Origin of the sequence: Hydrogenophaga pseudoflava, from assembly GCF_004353865.1 — a bacterium.
GTDB classification, from domain to species: domain Bacteria; phylum Pseudomonadota; class Gammaproteobacteria; order Burkholderiales; family Burkholderiaceae_C; genus Hydrogenophaga; species Hydrogenophaga pseudoflava.
Genome location: NZ_CP037867.1, coordinates 2,942,574 through 2,960,510 on the forward strand (window position 1 = coordinate 2,942,574; position 17,937 = coordinate 2,960,510).

Sequence of the window (17,937 nt, forward strand, 5' to 3'; positions counted from 1 at the left end):
AACGGTGTGTAAGGATGAAGGGATCAGCAAGCCAGCCCAACCACAAATGCAGGCGTGAGGAAGGCAAGCGCAGCGCGCAGGCCGGGACGGCCGAAGGCGTCAGGGATCGGAGCCGCATGGCCGCGACCCGGCACGGGGCGCGGGGCGCAGCCCGCAGAGCCCGACGGCGGTACGCCGGGACGCTCAGTCCTTCAAAGGCATCTCAGCACACCAATCGGGCGCGGATGATACGTGACTCCGTCAGCGACATGCTTCAGTGTTGGCCAGGACTTCCAGTACGCTAAGCGCCTCGATAGCGACAAGAACGCGACACGACGAAATACCCAGGTTCGCGTAGGCGCCAAAGGAGCATATCAATCAGCTCCCGAGCGAACGGTTCACTAGACCTGTAGGTCACCGTCGCTCCAGTTCACGGGGATCGGGAAGGTACTGTGGGTCCATCAGAGCTGCGACGTTCAAGATTCCGGAGCCCAGACCAGCATCGACATCCCATCCGCTGGGACGCCATGCTGTCCGGCAAGCCATAAGGCGAAAGGCCTCGATGCGCTGCCACGGCTCACCATAGCGGTTTGCAATAGTCTGGTCGTGTCGCAACAGCCAAAGTGCAGCGGCACCAGACGTCATGGCTGCCGCAAAGGTGGTACCACCGCCAGTCCGAGCGAAGTCGTAGTCGCAGCCTCGCCTCGATATAGCACGCCATACTTGCTTCGCAGGAGCACTGAAGTCAACCCAATCTCCGCTCGAACTCAGCGCCCAACGACGCGCCTTCTGAGTGACGCCTGCGACGGCGATAGATCGCGCCAGCCGTGCCGGGTAGGCAGGCCATTGAGGAACCGGCACGTTTCCCGCCGCGCAACACACGATCACGCCACGGTCGTAGGCGTGGTCCAGTGCGCGAACCAGCGGCGCTGGAGGCAGAAGCCGAGCAAAAGTACCCATGCTCACGTTGATGACACCGACCTGCACTTCGTCCACCAGATAGCGCACAGCGGATTCGAATTCGTCAGCACGGTCGTCGATGATCACGCAGTCGCTGATTCGGGTCGGCACCAAGGGCACCCTCGGCGCCACACCGAGGCAAGGTGTGATCATGTCGTAGGCATTGATGAGGCTGCCGCTGGCAGTACCATGCCCGCCGGAGCCGCCAGTGAGCGGGTCGCGTCCGTCGCCCGGTGGTGGTGATTCCATGAAGTCGCGAGCTAACTCCACCCGCACCGAGGGCTGATCGGGGAAACCAAAGGCCGGGTGCGATGTGTAGCCGGTGTCCACCTGGCCCAAACAAAGAGTTCCCCATTCAAAGTCGTAGGGTCCTCCGGCCACGGCCCATGCCTCACGCACTCGACACATGTCTAGGTGCCACGTGCGAGCGTCGGCACTCTCGGCACCCAGCCGCGCTTGTTCGGTCCGGTGTGCCAACTCGGCGGGAACCTGTAGCAGCTTTCGAAGCACTTGATCCAGATCCTCCTCTCGCATGTTGCTTAGCCCTGCCTCGGTAAGGGCGGCACGAGAGCCTTTTGCGCCAAGTCGCTCAACGAGCGCTGCTTCCAGATGCGGCGGCAAGAGTACCGTGTCTCCGACGTATGGAAACAACTCGACATCCAGATCGGGCAGATGGCTCGACAGCGCGTTCTCGGCCCCATGGCGAGAAATGCAGTTGGCCTCCAGGCAATACGGTCTCATGTCAATGTGTCCTCGAAGTCATCGCCCTGCGGCGGGGTAACGAAGGCGCGCTCGAGCAGTTGGCGCACGTGGTTTTCATCGGAAATCGCGCCCTGTGCCTGCCAGTAGTTGGTGTCATCGGCTGGTAGCAGCTTCTCCAGCAATGCCATGGTGCGCGCGCGGGCCAGTTGAGAAATGGGATCACGTTCGGTCTCACTACCGGCGGTGAACGCATCGCCGGCGCCAATCAACTGCGCCGCTGCGATGCCGTTCCCTTTTGCCGCCAGCAGCCAAGCGAACACCTCGCAGCGCGAACAAAGCAGGTTAGCCTGCTGCAACGCGTGTACAGTGCGGCCGGCCACGCGGGCCGCGTCGTCCACCTGGCCCGCTGCTACCAGCGCCGCGGTCAGCCCGGACAAGGCCCTGGCTCGCGCCAGTCCCTGTCGAATGCTGTGATCCAAGTGAAGCAGGAGGTTGCGGAATGCGCCTACGGCGCTCGCTGCTTGCCCCATCTGCAGGTGCGTCCAACCAATGTCCGCCATCAATAGCAACCGGTAGCGGTCGACCGAGCCTCCCTCAGCCAATTCGAGGGCCGAATGCGCAAGACGCAGGGCTTCGGTGTGGCGCCCGCGTGCACTGGCCAGAAGTGCCTGCACACGCTGGCGCCGCATGCGGTCGGCCGGTGACATGTCGGCTTTCTCCAGATCACACGCCGAGGCCAAGTGCTGCTCGGCACGATCCGGATGCCCACTGCGCAGTTCGGCCTCGGCCAGATGGCGCTGACAAGCGTGTCGGTGGCGCGGTTCATTGAGAGCCGCAAACAGGGCATCGGCACGCTGCAAAGCCTCAATGCAGGTTGAACTTGGCAGGCGGCCTTCTACGCCCAGTCGGCCCAACCAGTGCCAGTAGCGCGCAACCAGCGCGGGTGGGCAACTCTCGTCCAGCCGCGAACTAACCAATCGCAACATGTTTAGCGCCTCGCTCAATGCGCCACCTGCGCCCAAAACCACGGAGGCATAAGTCGCCAGCGTCACGGCCGTGGCGCCAGGACCTGTCGCGGCTGTGGCCCAGGAGAACGCCGCCCGCAGGTTGGGCATTTCCTGCCACATCCAGGCGGTATCCCGTCTACGGGCTGCCGTCACGCAGAGTTCGGCCATAACTTGTGCCAGCCGCGCCTGCCAATCAATGCCGCCGCCAGCCGCAGCCAGACAATCAAGCGCAAAAGCGCGTGTCGTCTCCAGTATCCGGTACCGCGCCCTTGGCCCAGCATCGCGGACAACCAACGAACGATCAACCAGGATATCCAACTGCTCAAGGAGTTCAGCCTCTTCGCCTGTGTCGGCAATCAGCTGCGCGCCTTCGATGCTGAATCCCGATGGGAAGACCGCCAAGCGGTGCAGCACCCCCTGGGTGCGTGGACTGAGGAGCTGGTGACTCCACTCAAGCGCTGCCTGCAAGCTGCGGTGCCGCTTGGGCGCTCCACGGGCACCGCCAACTAGTAACCGCAGTCGGTCGTTCAGGCGGCTGCGCACGCCAGATACGCCCAGTAGCGGCACACGCGAAGCAGCGAACTCCAGAGCAAGGGGTATGCCATCCAACTGCCGGCAGATCTCGACCATGTCAGCCAGTTCGCCAGACATCGGCGCGAAGCTGCCGCCCATGGCGGCGCGCACTCGGGCTACCAGCATGCGCATGGCTCCGCAGTCTGCTGCGTCGTCCACCGGTCCGGTGTGAGGCACGACCAGCGGGTCCAAACGCACCACTGTCTCGCCTGACACTCGCAGCGGCTCCTGACTGGTGGTGATCAACATGACGCGGGCGGTGGTGGCGAGCAGGGCCTGCACCAACTGCGCAGCGGCCTCGATAACGTGTTCGCAGTTGTCCAGCACCAGCAGCAACTGCCGATGCCTCAGCTGGGCAACGAGTTCCTTCAATGCATCGGTCTGCGCGTCGAGTTCAACGCCTACAACCTCAGCAACCGCCGGCACCAGCCAGGCGGGGTCGCGCACCTCGGTCAAGTCCACCCGCCAAGCACCGTCTGCAAACGGTCGCAGATCAGCCAGGCGCTGCGCCACCAGGGTGGCCAGCGCCGTCTTGCCTACGCCAGCCATTCCACACAAGGTTATGCAGGCGGCGCGCTCGCATTGGGTCAGTAGGTGGGCCAGCTCAGCCTCACGCCCAAATAAGTCGGCCCTGCGCGCCGGCAGGTTCCCCCGCGGCTCATCAGTTTCGGCAGTGGCGGATGTGATCCGAACCTGCGCAGTAAACCGGTAGCCGCGGCCGGTGACAGTGCCTATCGTCTCGGTCCCTAGCAAGCGCCTGAGCGCGTATATCTGGACGCTTAGGTTGTTTTCTTCCACCACCAACCCGGGCCAAACCTGGCTGAAGATTTCATCCTTTCCAACTACCCGGTCGCGGTGCCGCACCAACAGCAGGAGCAGGTCAAGGGCTCGGGACCCAAGCGGCACGGGCACTCCGTCGGCCCTCACCTGCCGCTGCTCAGGACGAATTTCGAAACGACCGAACTGCAGAACGTCCATTGGTGCGCGTTCGTCGATGCTTTAGTTTCGGCGCTAGTGCTGGCGTGATGCGCTGGCTTAGCAGCGATGCACTGGCAAAGACTGCAAGGCGCGGAAGTACACGTTGTCCAGCCACGCTGGCGTGGCCGCAGAGTCCACCAACTGCAAGCTGGGCATAGCCTTCAGCAGTGCAGTCAGTGCCGAGGGGACAATGAGCTGCTGGAGCGTTTGGCCAACACAAAGATGAATGCCGTGTCCAAGCGACAGGTGGCCTGCGCCTGCGGGCCGGTCCCAATGGAACTGGTCGGGTTCGTCGAACGCGACCGCTGCGTCTCGGTTGGCCGAACCCACCACCACGAAAACCGGACTGTCTTTGGCCACCTGCACACCGTGGAGCTTCGCACCATTGGGCCCGACAAAGCGCTGCACGATTGTGACCGGCGGGTCGAATCGGCGGGCTTCTTCCAGCGCGAGGGCCAGTGCAGCCGGGAAGTCGGGTGGCTTGCCCTTGAGCAGCGCGCCCAGCGCCGCCCAGGGCTGTTCGCCACCGCGGTTGGCGCGCGGGTCGGGTGACAGCAGGTTGCGCAGTGCCGTTCCCATCAGGAATTGCATGGACATAAAGCCGGCCAGCACCAACTGCAGCAATGTGAGCAGCGCCTCCTCGAAGCCGATGACGCGCTTGACACTCGGCATATATGGCAGTTCGACACGGTCAGCCAGCTCGCCGATCAGCGTGCCTTTGAAGCGGTTCCTGCCGGTCAGGTATTCCAGAAGGCCCGCCAGAAGGGCCTCGGCCAGCAACAGTGCCAGCCGAGTGACCAGGCGCACTGAGGCGTCTGCCGACACAAGCTGGTCGCCCACGCCACGGTGTTCTGGCTGGCCAAAGTGCAGCATCACCGTGCGCGCCAGCGCGGCGCATTCGATGCGGTTCTCCTCGGGCAGGCCGAAAACGTTCCAGTACACCTGCGCCGGCACGGCGTTGGTGAACAGCGGCACGGCGTCGAATTGCTGCAGGTTACCGATTGACTCCAGAGCTGCCCGGACTGCGTCGTCGACCAGTCCATCTACACGGTTCTTTGCCGCCGCCACCATGAGCGCTTCTTCCACGGCCTTGCGCACGGCGGTGTGGCGTGGCGGGTCCAGTGTGATGATGCCGCGCAGCTTGGCACCGGACGGTTGCTGCACGAAATCAATGGGCTCGGACAGCACCAGCTGACCTAGGTTGTAGTCAAGCACCCAGTAGGCACGGTGCGCCTTGCTCCAGACGACAGGCATTCCGGCGTCACGCAGCTGCTTCCAGTAGCCGAACGGATCGATGATGAACTTGGCGTCAGCCGGGTCGAGTTCGGTAATTGGCAGGCCGAGAGCGGGCTGCCCGCTGGCCGGGTTGTCGGGCGGCGGCGGGGCGAATGCCTCGATCAGGCGTTTGAACCACTCTGACCGTACACCCTCCAGCACCAGTTCGGCTAGCATCTTTCTAATCGCGTCAGGCAGGTCCACCAGCGGGGCGTCGCCGCTGAAGGAGGCTTCCACGGTCACTGATAGGATCGGGCCGGTCTGGCGCAGCGTTTCGATTGGCCGGCGCGCCATTTCCTCCAGGGTAGCCAGGCTACTCAACGCTGCAACAGGGGCGCGACCTTTGACCTTCAATGGCACAGAGCCTGGCACCTGGGTCGGTGAGTTGGCCTGAACCTGTGTGACTCCGAACTGGTTCTCGGTGACATCCTTTGCAATTTGAACAGCTGCTGCGCGTTGTTTCTCCAACGCGTCAGCGGCAAGTGAGACCGTCTGCAGGTCAACTTGCACCGAGCTGGCGGGCGCCGATGTGGCAATCGAGGTATGTGCCGGGGGGCGCCATTTACCGTCGTTGACTTGTTCCAGATGCCGCAGCGTGCCCATGCCGGGTATGAACAGATAAAGGCTGCCACGCGTGGTGACCAATGGCGGCACTTTTACCAAGCGTGCCTGCCCTTCTTGGCCACCCGCAAAAAAATGGAAGTCCGTTGGCTTGTCGCGTAGGCCGGCAATGGGGTCCTGCATGCCCGCGATGCCGCTAGCAGCCAAGTCACCCTGGATCCACTCGCGCTGGATAAACTCGAACTGCCGCTCCAAGCTGCCGCAGATGAACAAGCCCAGCAGGCCTCTTCGCGTGGTGCCACTCTCTTCCCATTGCGTGGGCATGCCGCGGCGGATGAGCCGCCGTGAATGGCGCTGACCGGCCACCCGGGCACTGCGCGGGTTGGTTCGGCGTATGTGGGCGCCAACCGGGCACAAATGACCAGCATGGTCCTGCTCTAAGTCAGGCTGTTCCCAGGAGGGTGCGTAGTCGAAATCGTTGCGCGAGGAGGTGGTTCCCAATGGAGGCGGCGTTTGCGACAGGGTTAAAGGGTCGCCGTTGGCCCAGCGGCCCATCAAACGTGCTTGCAGTTCGGCTGCTGGCACACCAGCCGACGCCGATTCGCTGGCGAGCATCCCATCGAAGCCCTCCACATCCTGCTCCAGCAAGCGCAAAGCAGCATAGGTGCCGTTGCGCGCGAGTTCAGGTGGCAGGTTGCCTAACGATGGGCCGCGGAAGATGTCGGAGTAGGCTTCGCTGAGGAGGAACTCGCCGGGACTGGCTGCAGGCTGGAAGTCGGACTTAAGGCCGCCATGAGCAGGGCATTGACCTGCAATGCGCGGCTGCGCGATGCCATCGTGGTAGCCGAAGTAGATCTCTCCAGTGGGTTGGCGGTCTTGGCCCAAAAAGGCTTGCGCCTCGTGTGTGGCCTCCACCGCGAAGCCATGGGCTACCGCATTCGCCTTGAGCGCGTCGAACGCAGCGGTGAACAGCTGCCAATCTGCATCGCCAATGCTCTCGCTGGCAAAGGTATGCAGCGTCAGCACCACATGCAGAACCTGACCGGGCTTGCCGATCAGCCAATGGTCGGGCTTGCTGGCACTGATGTCGCCGTTGGCTTTCGCCCGCTCTAGTGCACCCTGGCGAAAGGCTTGGGGGAATAGTCTTAGGTCCTCCAGCCGCTTTGGCAACAGCGCCTGCATTCCGGCGAAAGTGAACGCCACGTTGAGCATCTGTGCGGGCTTTTTCACACGTTCATCAGCACCTCGAGGCCAGGGACTGGCGTCCGTGACAGGAGGCCAGGCATCTGTTCGGTCGGCAGCGGCCGGCGCCGCCTGCTGCGCCAGCCATAGGCGCGCCCGCGCAGCATCGGTGACGCGCAAGAACAGGTAGCGCGCCGTGGCGGCAGCATAAGGGCGAAGTATGTTGCCTTGCACGTCCCGGGCGTCGACGTCGGCAGCAGGGTTGTCCAGCGCCGGGGGTAGCCGTTTCTCGTGCGGCCCGGCGATGTCGATGGCACTGAGTTTGGGGTAAGCGCTGTACAACGGGTAGTCAAACTCGGAGGGGAAGAACGGCGAGTTTGGGTCCTTGGGGTCGGGGCGCTCGCCGTCCCAGGGAAAGAAAGGCACCCGGTTCCATTCTTGGACAAACGTCCAGAACTCGTCTGGGTGCTCGCGCACCGGCAACGGCGGGGCGCCTTCGGTGTAGCTCAGAAGTCGGTCGAACACATCGCCGATGGCGATGGCGAAGTCCATCACATAGGGTTCGAGCGGGCCATCAAACTCGGTGATGACCATCAAGGCCTTGCCATCCCACGACGGAACGAAGCGTGCGAAGTGAATGAAAGACAAACCGTCCAGCGCGCGCTGTATCAAGGGCCGAGCGACCACGATGTCCCACAACACCAGCGGCATGAGCTCCGGGTGCTTGAGCTTAAGCACTAGGTTCAATCCGTGGCTTACCTTCTGCGGATGGTGTTTGAGGATCTCTACTGCCCAATCTGGCAAACCAGCCATAACTCCTCCCAAGACAGAATCTGGCATTAAGCAAGCCGCTAGTGCTCAAGCGATAAGTCGAGCGTCAAGTCGCAAAACACCGAATTTGAAGCCACATCATTCGATCTGGACAGGCTATCGGCCAAGAACAACTCTCTCGCATCGCTACGATAGCCGCAAGGATATGGCAACACCGCAGACCTGGAGTGATCGGCGTCTTAAAAGTTCTTAAATGCAAAGCGAAACGCTCCGGCTTCGTGGAGCGATGCGTGGTACAGAAAGATCCGTCTTTTTGCGTCCGATCTCCTATCGACGTCCAGCAGATCTGGCAAGCATGGTCTTAACTTCCTTTTAGAAGTATTAGCCAGATCTACTGGAAATAACACCTCCATCCGACCAAAGTCTCTACATGACCGCAGGCCCTGCGGCATAGCCAGGAGAAAGCCATGAGCCTTTGGACACTCGGAACAACCTTCGCTCTGCGCAGCGCTGCACATCCACGCGCTGCACTGGACGCCACCGCACCTGCTCAACCGGCAAGCGCGGCAGAAAAGAATCTGGACTCACTTGCAAAGTACATCCCGGCCGAGACAACGACGGCATTCTTGGCAGCGTTGGGCCTGCTCGGAGGCGTCAGTCTCGATGGCAAGCTGCCCTACCTCGAGTGGCTGTTGTACGCGATCTGTGCGCTGCTGACGCCAGCGTTGGTCTACCTCTCTGCTCGGGTGACCTGGAAATCGAACACGACGGACGGTGCACCGTTCGTCCTTCCGGCTTGGCGCATGGTGGCTGCCACTATCGCCTTCCTGATCTGGGCGCTCGCCGTGCCGGGGCTGATACCGGACAAGGCATTTGCTGCCTTGGCGGCAATCGGAGCAATCCTGGTCTCGCCGATCTTCTTCTACGTCGAGAAGGCTTTCGGCCTCGACACCTGACCGGTTCAGAGGGAGCCGGCCCCTTTCCTGTTGCCGGCGATTACTTCAAATGGAGCGTTACATGGACGAGCAACTTGACTCTGAACTGAAGGCGGTCGTCGCGGAGATGGAGGCTGAAGTTCAGTCCCGCGTCGAAGCGCGTAAGGCGATTCTGGACCAGCGCGTCCGCGACATCAACGAAAACAAGCCCGATGGGCCCGAGGTCGGTATCGGCATCGACGTCGACGTCACCATGAAGGACGTGGAACTGATTTTCGATCTGCCTTCGATCACGATGCGTGATCACCGCATCGTCTTCGGCCTCCCGGAAGTGACGATGCGTGACCAGGACATCATCTTCCACACGCCGTCCATCCGCATGGTGACGAGAAAGGTCGGGCAGTACCCTGAGTTCCACGGCTTCGCGGTGCGCTGGCGGGACATCCTCATCGACGTGCCGGAGCCGTTCATGCAGGAGCAGCGGATCGTGATGGGGATACCTGAGTTCGCCATGAGGGACCACGAGGTCATCCTCGGGCTGCCCGAGTTCACGATGGTCCGCAACCGCATCGTGCTCAGCCTGCCGCAGATCACCATCCGCAATGTCGACGTAGTGGTCGCCGACATGCGACGCGACGCACAGGCGGCCAAAGCAGAGACCGAGACCGGCATCCGATCAGACCTGAAGGAGGTCGGCACTGCGTCTCAGGCGAAGATCGTCGCGTCGGTCTCCAAGATCTTTGAGGGCGCGCGCACCAAGCTGAACGAGCAACGTGAACAGGCCTTCATCGTGTTCGACGGCCTCATCCGTTCGCTGCAGGGGACGATCGGTGATCTACGGGCGCGCAATGCGACGGCGGACACGATCGCCACCATCGAGGGGAGTCTCCAGAAGGCGACTGCGGATCGCCAAGCGGCAACCGACCGCTTCGAGGAGCAACTGGCCGGCCTCAACGCTCAGGAGCAGGACGTCGTTCACAAGATGCTGGAGCGTCTGTCCTTTAGCTTGCCCGAACCGGGTGCGGCTGCTGCAGTTCAGCGATTGCCGATCGCACTAGCCAAGCGTCCGCTCGGGACGTTGATGGCATTCCCACGGCGCGGTGTCGTGCGCGAGATGCGTCCGCGCCCCATCGCGGGCGAAAAGGCCGCCTGAAAGTCCAGGCCCAGGAGATCGACATGAGCATTGCGGCAAGCTTGAAAGCAACCGGCATCGCGGAGGTGATTGTCTTCGTGAGGCCAGACTCTGGAGGCGCGGCTGCCGCCCTCGGCGATGGCCCATCCTCAGCAGTGCTAAAGCACTTCAGTGCCATGCCCTTCTCCCGGGACGCGGCGCTGCTGGAGGCGCTGCGGGCGGACGGTCCAACTGCTCCGGCGTCCCTCGCCGCACGCAATGCTGCCGTCGCCCGAATGGATGCTGGAGGTGATGAACCGACAGCAAGGTACTTCCCGAACCTTGGGCTGGCGCTCGGCACGGTCAATCGACACTCGCTGGCGAGCTTACGGGCTGAGCCGGCTGTTGTCGACATCGTTCCAGCGCCGCAACTGCGCTTGATTCGTCCGGTGCTGGAGGCTGCAGCGACGGCGGCGCCGGGCTATCCGTGGGGACTTCGATCGCTGGAGATCGACCAGCTTCATGGACAAGGGCTGTCCGGCAAGGGCGTGCTGATCGGACACCTCGATACCGGCGTCGACGCGACGCATCCCGCATTGGACGGGGCTATAAAGACCTACGCTGAGTTCGACTCACTGGGAGTTCAAGTTCCTGGCGCCGTCGCAAGAGACTCCGCGGAGCACGGCACGCACACTGCGGGAACGTTGGCCGGAAGGGAAATCAAAAGCGTGCGATTTGGCGTGGCGCCCGGTGCCCAGCTTGCCAGCGCAATGGTCATTGAGGGAGGGAACGTTCTTGCAAGAATTCTTGGAGGCATGGACTGGATGGTGGGATTGAATGTGCGGGTACTGAGCATGTCGTTGGGACTCATCGGCGTTCAGGACACCTTTTTGCGTATCACCCAAACACTGCGAGCAAAAGGGGTTCTGCCTGTTTTCGCTGTCGGCAACGATGAGGCAGGGACGAGCCGATATCCTGGGAACTATGCCGAAGCGCTTTCGGTGGGTGCCGCCGACAGTGTAGGAAGGGTTGCTGACTTCAGCAGCAGTCAGCGCTTCAAGAGACAGATTGACTCGATGGTGCCAGACCTTGTCGGCCCCGGCGTCGACATCATTTCGTGCGTGCCTGGCGGGAAGTACAAGCGGATGTCCGGGACTTCCATGGCGACCCCCCACATCGCTGGCCTTGCCGCGTTACTGATGGAGGCCAAACCAAACAAGTCTATCGACGACATCGAGAAGGCCATCTTCGACTCGTGCCAGCTATTACCCGATATGCCAGTAAGCAGAGCGAATCGTGGATATCCTAATGCCTTACGAGCACTAGGATTGCTATGATTTTCCTTTGACTCCGGTAGGCTGCTTTTCTTTATGAGAAGCCCTTTGCACAGCACATTCTATTGGAGCAGGCATGTCTGAGAAGCAGGACTCCGAGAATCAATCATCATCAAATCACAAAGTGCTGATCGAAGCCGTTGTCTTCTTGCGATTGCCCATTGGGGATTCTGCTCCAAGCTCCGAAATGACAGACCTACTAGCTAGCAAAGTGCTACACCGCATAGAGCTTACTACTGGGCTGCGGCCTGACGCGTCCAACGTGTTTTCGAACATGCACGCGTTAGCGGTGAGAGCACCCCAGTCGTTCCTTGATGCGCTGTCGGCTGACGCGGACGTTGACAGGGTTCAGGCAAATACGGTGCGGGAATAGGCTGGAAGCAGGACTCCTTGAACACAAAGAATGATGTGTCCACGGAAACGGGTCAACTCCAAACCTCCGTAAGCCCCCTTCTTGCCAAACTACCCATGGATTTTTCGGTTACGGTTTTGAGGCCGCAGTGGCTCTAATGCAAACCAAGTTGACCAAACGATTAAGGGCATGAAGCTTTTCGGGAACGTAGTCGTGTCCATCGTAGTGCCTAGCCTGAACCCCTGTCAGGCCATGTGACTGCAGATGCCCGCGTACCTCGCGGCTGATCCCCTCGCGAGCCAGCAGGGTCTCAACACCTGACCGGATCCTCTTAACCTGAAACCCTTCAATCTCCGTGTCGACAATCCCGTGCGCCCACCCCGTGAACGTGCGCGCACTGATGGGCTTTTTGCCGTGTGTGGTGGAGAACACGAACTCCCCTTCCCTACCCAAACGCTTCATTTCGCTCACTGCGAGCGGCACTAGGGGAATATGATGCGGTCGCGGCCCATGGCTGGGCCGACCCTTGCCGTCGAAAAGCGTCACCGCGTCGCCTCCAACATCCGACCACCGCAGCCGGATGAACTGCTCAATGCGCTGGCCACCAGTCAACAGGTGTAGCCTCAGCGCGACGGCCTCTGGACCCGGGCGGTCAGCGATCAGTTTCCAGTACGCCTTCATGTCTTCTAGCGTGAGCGGCCGTTTGTCAGCGCGGTCGAACTGAGGGGACCGTCGTGTCTGCGCTGCGGGGTTGAACACCACGCCGAAGGTCTTGAAGGCCACCGGAATGGCGGCAAGGGTTCGCACATCCAGAGCGCATTGGTAAGCAGCCCGGAGGTAAGAACGCAGCTTGTTTGCCGTGCGTCCCTTGCCACTCTCGATAAGCCGTCTCAGCATGTCGAGCACCTGGTCGGGTGTGAGGTCCACCGCTGGCGCCTTGGCCACCGCAGGCCATGCTTCCGTCAAATGCTTTTGAAAAATCCCCTGCGCATCCACGTGGCTGCGACGACCCTGGGCCTTCAGGTACTCCACATAGGTATCGAGCAGCTTTTCCAGCGTGCGCGTGGACTTCTCGGTCTGCTCCGCCTTCTTGGCCAGAAAGGCCCTTCGTGTTTCGGCTTTGGCCTCCTGCAGTCCACCCGTGTCAGCACGTCCTATATGCACCTCGGCCAAGGCCCTGCACTTCTCCAGCGCGGCAGCAATGCCATAGCCGCGCACGGTCGGCTGCAGCTTTTTGGGCGGTGCAGTCGGGTCGTAGACGCCGATGGGTTCGCGGCTGGTCTTGCCAGCATACGAGTACCGCCAGTACAGCTGGACCGCGCCATTGGCCAGCTTGCGCGCCTGCAGCGCCCCGCCTCGATCCAGGCGGCTATGAAGGGTCACGAAGGCGCTACCATCAAGCGATTGGATGGCCGCCGCCGCTGCCGAAAGTTGATCTTTTGCCATAGTCCGCGGTTGTTCTGGTGCCAGTCTGGTGCCAGTTTTGGCTGGGATGGCCTAGGACGGCCTGAAACCACTTTGGACGCAAGTTGTTGATTTGTAAAGGCTTTAGGGATGGCAGTTTGTATCAGAAAGTCCCGTAAAATCCCATTCCGAAGGACTGTTAATCCGCAGGTCCCTGGTTCGAGTCCAGGTCGGGGAGCCAAAAACACAAAAGCCAGCAAGCATTCGCCTGCTGGCTTTTTTATTTTCTGGTTGACGGGCGCTGTTTTGGCCGCCAGCAGTGTTCTGAGGCCGGCCTTCGGACGCACACGCTCCCGGCTTCGATGATCGACGGCCCCGTCTGGATGACGGCCCCGCGCGAACACGCGATCTGCCTCTCGGGGAATCGGGACCTCTTCGCTTTGCGCTCGCGGTATCCCTAAGCGCATTCACCTCCCGCCGTGGACATAGCGCCCCTCATAATTCCGGTGGACCTCAAATAGATGCTCTGAACGCCCACGGCTGATCTGCGGTGCCTGGGTCGAGTCCAGGGCGGGGAGCACCCAAGGGACACTCAGATTGCTTTTTGTTGTCTGGAACGACCTTCAACAACGGCTGTGCCGCCTCACATGAACCGCCTCCTGTTAAAAGCCGCTTTCTGGGCAGCCGTGGTCCTCGTGGGCACCCTCTCGCTCGTGCCCGCGACCGAACTGCCTGCGCAGGTGTTCAACATATGGGACAAGGCCCAGCACGCCGGAGGCTTCCTGCTGCTGGCCCTGCTGGGTGGACTCGCCTACCAGAAGCCGCGGGGAAGAGTGTTGTTCGGCCTCTTGGTCTACGGAGCCTTGATTGAGGTAGCCCAGTCCGCAACAGGCTGGAGAAACGGCGATCTGTTCGACCTGGTGGCCGATGCCGTGGGTGTGTGGCTGGGCGCCCTGTTGCTCGCAATGCCCCTGCCTTGGTCGCAGCGATCCCGCCCACAATAGGCGCATGTCGTCCACCCCCACGTTCACTCCGGAACTCCCATGGCTGGAGCCGGGCGATCCATTCCCAGCGGTGGAACGCGCCTGGGGCGCGACCGACCCCGCGCCAGGCTTGCTGGCAGCAGGAGGGGCTCTGGACGTTGACACCCTTCTGCGCGCGTACAGCGAAGGCATTTTCCCCTGGTACAGCGCGGGGCAGCCGATCCTCTGGTGGTCGACCGACCCTCGGATGGTGCTCCGCACGCACCAGTTCAGGTTGCACCGCTCGCTTCGCAAGACGCTGATCAAGCTTCTGCTGGACCAGCGACTGGTCATCCGGTTCGACCACGACTTCGAGCGGGTGATCCGGGCCTGTGCGCACACGCCCCGCAAAGATCAGGCGGGCACCTGGATTCTGCAGCCCATGATCCAGGCCTATCTGCAGCTGCATTCCGCAGGTCATGCGCACAGCGTGGAAGCCTGGATCGATGGAGAGCTTTCTGGCGGGCTCTACTGCGTCAATCTCGGTGCCATGGTTTTCGGAGAGTCCATGTTCAGCCGCCGCAGCAATGCCTCCAAACTGGCGATGTGCGGACTGGTCGCATTCTGCCTGGCCACTGAAATTCCCCTCATCGACTGTCAGCAGGAGACCTCTCATCTGGCATCACTCGGTGCAACCCTGATGCCAAGGACCGACTTCAGCCAGCACCTGCGAAAGACCACGTCCCACCGTGCACCAGTGTGGCGATTCGAGCCCGTATACTGGAACCACCTCATCACAGGCCCTGACGCAACAGCGTGACGCACCTGAAAGAACTTCCGCTGCAGGCGTTGCAGTTCTACGCCACGGCACCCTACCCCTGCAGCTACCTGGCCGGCCGACAGGCCCGTTCGCAGGTGGCAACGCCAAGTCACCTGATCCACAACGACGCCTATTCGAACCTCGTGACCCTGGGCTTCAGGCGCAGCGGGGTGTTCACCTACCGCCCGCACTGTGACGGTTGCCATGCCTGTGTTCCGCTGCGCATTCCGGTGAACGTGTTTCGCGCCAGCCGCAGCCAGAGGCGCTCCATGGCCCGGCATGCCAATCTGGAGACCCGGGTTCTCGGACTGTGTTTCGAACCCGAGCACTACCAGCTGTACCTGCGCTACCAGAACAGTCGCCATGCCGGTGGCGGCATGGATCAGGACAGCATTGACCAGTACAGCCAATTCCTGCTGCAAAGCCGTGTCAATTCACGGTTGGTGGAGTTCCGTGAGCCCGCCCGCTCAGACCGTCCAAGCCGTCTGGTAATGGTGTCCATCGTCGACGTCCTCAACGACGGACTATCGGCCGTGTACACGTTTTACGAGCCATCCGACGCGGGCGCCAGTTACGGCACCTACAGCATCCTCTGGCAGATAGAACAGGCCCGTGAGCTGGGCCTGTCGCACATGTATCTGGGCTACTGGATCGAGCAGAGTTCGAAGATGAACTACAAGGCGGCCTTCAGACCGCATGAACTGCTCAGAGATGGGCAGTGGGTGATGGCGCCTTGATTTCATCTCGTAAAATATCCGCAACTCTATTGCGGCCATGACAAAACGAAACGACTCCCTGCCCAGCACCCCGACGGTCCAGGTCATAGAACGGATGTTCAATCTTCTGGAGGTTCTCGCCTCCCGCGAAGAGCCGGTGTCACTCAAGGAAATCAGCGAGAAGACCGGCCTGCACCCTTCAACCGCACACCGGATTCTCAACGACCTGACCATCGGCCGCTTCGTGGACCGCCCTGAGGCTGGAAGCTACAGGCTCGGTATGCGCCTCCTTGAACTTGGCAACCTGGTGAAAGCGCGTCTCAGCGTCAGGGATGCCGCGCTCGCTCCGATGCGGGAACTTCACAAGCTGATCCAGCAACCGGTCAACCTGAGCGTCCGGCAGGGCGATGAAATCGTCTATGTAGAACGGGCCTACAGCGAACGGTCCGGAATGCAGGTCGTACGCGCCATTGGCGGGCGTGCCCCGCTGCATCTGACTTCGGTGGGCAAACTGTTTCTGGCGGCAGACGAACCTCAACGGGTGCGCGCGTATGCAACCCGAACCGGTCTTGCCGGCAACACCCGTAACAGTCTGACCCAGCTGCCCAATCTTGAACGCGAGTTGCAGCAGTGCCGCATGGCAGGCCTGGCCCGCGACAACGAGGAGCTGGAACTGGGTGTGCGTTGCATGGCCGCCGGCATCTATGACGACCAGTGCCGTCTGGTCGCTGGCCTGTCGATTTCAGCGCCCGCCGACCGCATCGACGAAAACTGGGTTCCCAAACTCCGCTCAACAGCCGCAGAGATTTCGACTGCTTTGGGGTGTCCCAAAGGATTCGCCACACAGCCAGTCGCCCGCTGATCCACAAACAAAAAGCGGCCCAAAGCGGGCCGCTTTTTTATCCGTTGGGGGCGGCAGAAGAGACTCACCCTTGCGGACGCACCGCCGCCTGGTGCATTGGTTGGGCCTCGACCCAGCGTCGCACACGCTCGGCATCCTGAGCCCTTCCCAGCTGGCCCGTGGCATCAAGGAAGACCATGATCAACTGGCGTCCTGCGACACGGGCCTGCATCACAAGGCATCGCCCCGCTTCCGAGATGTACCCGGTTTTCTGAAGACCGATATCCCAGTCGGGATCACGAATCAATCGGTTCGAGTTGCGATACTCCAGTGTCCGATGGCCCAGTTCGAGCTGGTGACTCGGCGAGGTCGATAGGCTGCGGAGCAGCGGCCGTTGATACGCCACCGACACCAAAGTCGCCAGATCACGCGCGCTGGACTGATTCAGACTGGACAAGCCAGTGGGCTCGACATAACGGGTGTCGCGCATGCCCAGTTCGCGTGCCTTCGCATTCATGAGACGCACAAACTGGTCCAGTCCTCCAGGGAAGGTGCGCCCCAAAGCATGAGCGGCTCGGTTCTCACTGGACATGAGCGCCAGGTGCATCAACTCCAGACGCGTCAGGGTGGTCCCCACCGCCAATCGCGAGCGACTGCCTTTGACCGTATCCACGTCGTCGGACGTGATGGTCACCATCTCATCAAGGGGCAGGTTTGCATCGGTGACCACAAGCCCGGTCATCAACTTCGTCAGCGAGGCGATTGGCAGGACAGCAGAATCGTTCTTGCTGAACAGCACCTCATTGGTTTGCTGGTCCACCACCAGTGCAACGCTTGAATTGAGAGCCAGAGGGTCTCCAGCAGCCCGAAGCCCCATCCGTTCACCAATCGAAGAACGGGGTTCCATCGCCACCGGACGCACCGTACTGCTGCGCGGGTGCGCAGCCAGTCGCACCGGCTGACGACCAGCACGCACATACCTCGCTTCACTGAACTTGCGGGACTTCGCCAAGCGGGTGCTGTTTTCGGGCTTGCGCTTGCTCGCCCGGGAATCAGACCGGGCCACACGAGTGGCCTTTGCCCCCAGCTTTCTCTTGGCGGAGAGTTCCTTCTTGCCCGATCGCGCACTCAGTTTGGTGACGCTGGCGCGCTTGCTGCGTTCGGCAGGCTGGGCATCCGCTTTGCGAGCGGTTTTTTCGGCTTTGTTGGAGGCCGCCTCCGCGGTCACCGGCAACGCCAGGGACACCGACATCACGGCAACCGCAACCAAGTGCAGCAGCGTGACAAATCGTACGCGGGACAATTTCATGGACTCCACTCCAGCGACCTCAAAGATGAGCCCAAGTATAGGAGCACGAAAAAAAACTAGCAATATCAAACGCTTGTAACGCACTCCTCAGTGAACGCCAAAACAACCGTGAAGATGCACGGCTATTCGGAGCCTCATCCGAGGATTTCGTTACAAGTGGTTGAT

General features: G+C 61.5%; 12 protein-coding genes. 7 read left to right on the forward strand and 5 right to left on the reverse strand.

Going from position 1 to position 17,937, the window contains the following annotated elements:
* Positions 1-393: 393 nt before the first annotated feature.
* The 3 genes from HPF_RS14110 to HPF_RS14120 are packed head-to-tail and all read right to left on the reverse strand — an operon-like array spanning position 394 to position 8,030.
* Entirely contained in the window at positions 394-1,680 is a 1,287-nt protein-coding gene (locus tag HPF_RS14110) for a S8/S53 family peptidase (RefSeq protein WP_133156947.1), read from the reverse strand.
* Positions 1,677-4,199, reverse strand: coding sequence for an ATP-binding protein (locus HPF_RS14115; protein WP_133156948.1), 2,523 nt, complete (start codon positions 4,197-4,199; stop codon positions 1,677-1,679). Before HPF_RS14115 ends, HPF_RS14110 begins: the two co-directional genes overlap by 4 nt.
* A 57-nt stretch (positions 4,200-4,256) precedes the next feature.
* Positions 4,257-8,030, reverse strand: coding sequence for a hypothetical protein (locus tag HPF_RS14120; protein WP_133156949.1), 3,774 nt, complete (start codon positions 8,028-8,030; stop codon positions 4,257-4,259).
* A gap of 425 nt (positions 8,031-8,455) precedes the next feature.
* Here HPF_RS14120 and HPF_RS14125 point away from each other — a divergent pair, with 425 nt between their 5' ends.
* The 3 genes from HPF_RS14125 to HPF_RS14135 all read left to right on the forward strand — a co-directional run bounded on the left by HPF_RS14125 (position 8,456) and on the right by HPF_RS14135 (position 11,371).
* Positions 8,456-8,944 carry a hypothetical protein gene (locus HPF_RS14125; protein WP_133156950.1) on the forward strand — a complete coding sequence of 163 codons (489 nt, stop codon included), beginning with the start codon at positions 8,456-8,458 and terminating at the stop codon, positions 8,942-8,944.
* 61 nt (positions 8,945-9,005) lie between these two features.
* Positions 9,006-10,076 (forward strand): hypothetical protein, encoded by a 1,071-nt coding sequence (locus tag HPF_RS14130; RefSeq protein WP_133156951.1) that lies wholly within the window; start codon positions 9,006-9,008, stop codon positions 10,074-10,076.
* Positions 10,077-10,099: 23 nt separating this feature from the next.
* Positions 10,100-11,371, forward strand: a complete 1,272-nt coding sequence (locus HPF_RS14135; RefSeq protein WP_133156952.1) for a S8 family peptidase — start codon at positions 10,100-10,102, stop codon at positions 11,369-11,371.
* Positions 11,372-11,849: 478 nt separating this feature from the next.
* On the opposite strand, the gene HPF_RS14140 is transcribed toward HPF_RS14135, so the two are convergent.
* Positions 11,850-13,166, reverse strand: a complete 1,317-nt coding sequence (locus HPF_RS14140) for a tyrosine-type recombinase/integrase (protein WP_133156953.1) — start codon at positions 13,164-13,166, stop codon at positions 11,850-11,852.
* A 605-nt stretch (positions 13,167-13,771) separates the two neighbouring features.
* On the opposite strand from HPF_RS14140, the gene HPF_RS14145 reads away from it, so the two are divergent.
* From HPF_RS14145 to HPF_RS14160, 4 genes are read left to right on the forward strand one after another with little or no spacing between them, the layout of a single operon-like run.
* The gene (locus HPF_RS14145) at positions 13,772-14,128 is read left to right on the forward strand and encodes a VanZ family protein (protein WP_133156954.1); all 357 of its coding nucleotides are present in this window, start codon (positions 13,772-13,774) and stop codon (positions 14,126-14,128) included.
* Positions 14,129-14,132: 4 nt separating this feature from the next.
* Positions 14,133-14,906 carry a leucyl/phenylalanyl-tRNA--protein transferase gene (gene aat, locus HPF_RS14150; RefSeq protein WP_066151181.1) on the forward strand — a complete coding sequence of 258 codons (774 nt, stop codon included), beginning with the start codon at positions 14,133-14,135 and terminating at the stop codon, positions 14,904-14,906.
* Entirely contained in the window at positions 14,903-15,643 is a 741-nt protein-coding gene (locus tag HPF_RS14155; RefSeq protein WP_066151189.1) for an arginyltransferase, read from the forward strand. Before aat ends, HPF_RS14155 begins: the two co-directional genes overlap by 4 nt.
* A gap of 37 nt (positions 15,644-15,680) precedes the next feature.
* On the forward strand, positions 15,681-16,484 hold the full coding sequence (locus tag HPF_RS14160) for an IclR family transcriptional regulator (RefSeq protein WP_066151192.1): 804 nt from the start codon (positions 15,681-15,683) through the stop codon (positions 16,482-16,484).
* Between the two features lie 64 nt (positions 16,485-16,548).
* Here HPF_RS14160 and HPF_RS14165 read toward each other — a convergent pair whose 3' ends face one another.
* Positions 16,549-17,772, reverse strand: coding sequence for a serine hydrolase (locus HPF_RS14165; RefSeq protein ID WP_084397000.1), 1,224 nt, complete (start codon positions 17,770-17,772; stop codon positions 16,549-16,551).
* Between the last annotated feature and the right edge of the window lie 165 nt (positions 17,773-17,937).

What these genes read in the sequence shown, in the direction of transcription:
- HPF_RS14110 (WP_133156947.1), bottom strand. Translation starts at nt 1,680, where the DNA reads ATGAGACCGTATTGCCTGGAGGCCAACTGCATTTCTCGCCATGGGGCC.
- HPF_RS14115 (WP_133156948.1), bottom strand. Translation starts at nt 4,199, where the DNA reads ATGGACGTTCTGCAGTTCGGTCGTTTCGAAATTCGTCCTGAGCAGCGG.
- HPF_RS14120 (WP_133156949.1), bottom strand. Translation starts at nt 8,030, where the DNA reads ATGGCTGGTTTGCCAGATTGGGCAGTAGAGATCCTCAAACACCATCCG.
- HPF_RS14125 (WP_133156950.1), top strand. Translation starts at nt 8,456, where the DNA reads ATGAGCCTTTGGACACTCGGAACAACCTTCGCTCTGCGCAGCGCTGCA.
- HPF_RS14130 (WP_133156951.1), top strand. Translation starts at nt 9,006, where the DNA reads ATGGACGAGCAACTTGACTCTGAACTGAAGGCGGTCGTCGCGGAGATG.
- HPF_RS14135 (WP_133156952.1), top strand. Translation starts at nt 10,100, where the DNA reads ATGAGCATTGCGGCAAGCTTGAAAGCAACCGGCATCGCGGAGGTGATT.
- HPF_RS14140 (WP_133156953.1), bottom strand. Translation starts at nt 13,166, where the DNA reads ATGGCAAAAGATCAACTTTCGGCAGCGGCGGCGGCCATCCAATCGCTT.
- HPF_RS14145 (WP_133156954.1), top strand. Translation starts at nt 13,772, where the DNA reads ATGAACCGCCTCCTGTTAAAAGCCGCTTTCTGGGCAGCCGTGGTCCTC.
- aat (WP_066151181.1), top strand. Translation starts at nt 14,133, where the DNA reads ATGTCGTCCACCCCCACGTTCACTCCGGAACTCCCATGGCTGGAGCCG.
- HPF_RS14160 (WP_066151192.1), top strand. Translation starts at nt 15,681, where the DNA reads ATGACAAAACGAAACGACTCCCTGCCCAGCACCCCGACGGTCCAGGTC.
- HPF_RS14165 (WP_084397000.1), bottom strand. Translation starts at nt 17,772, where the DNA reads ATGAAATTGTCCCGCGTACGATTTGTCACGCTGCTGCACTTGGTTGCG.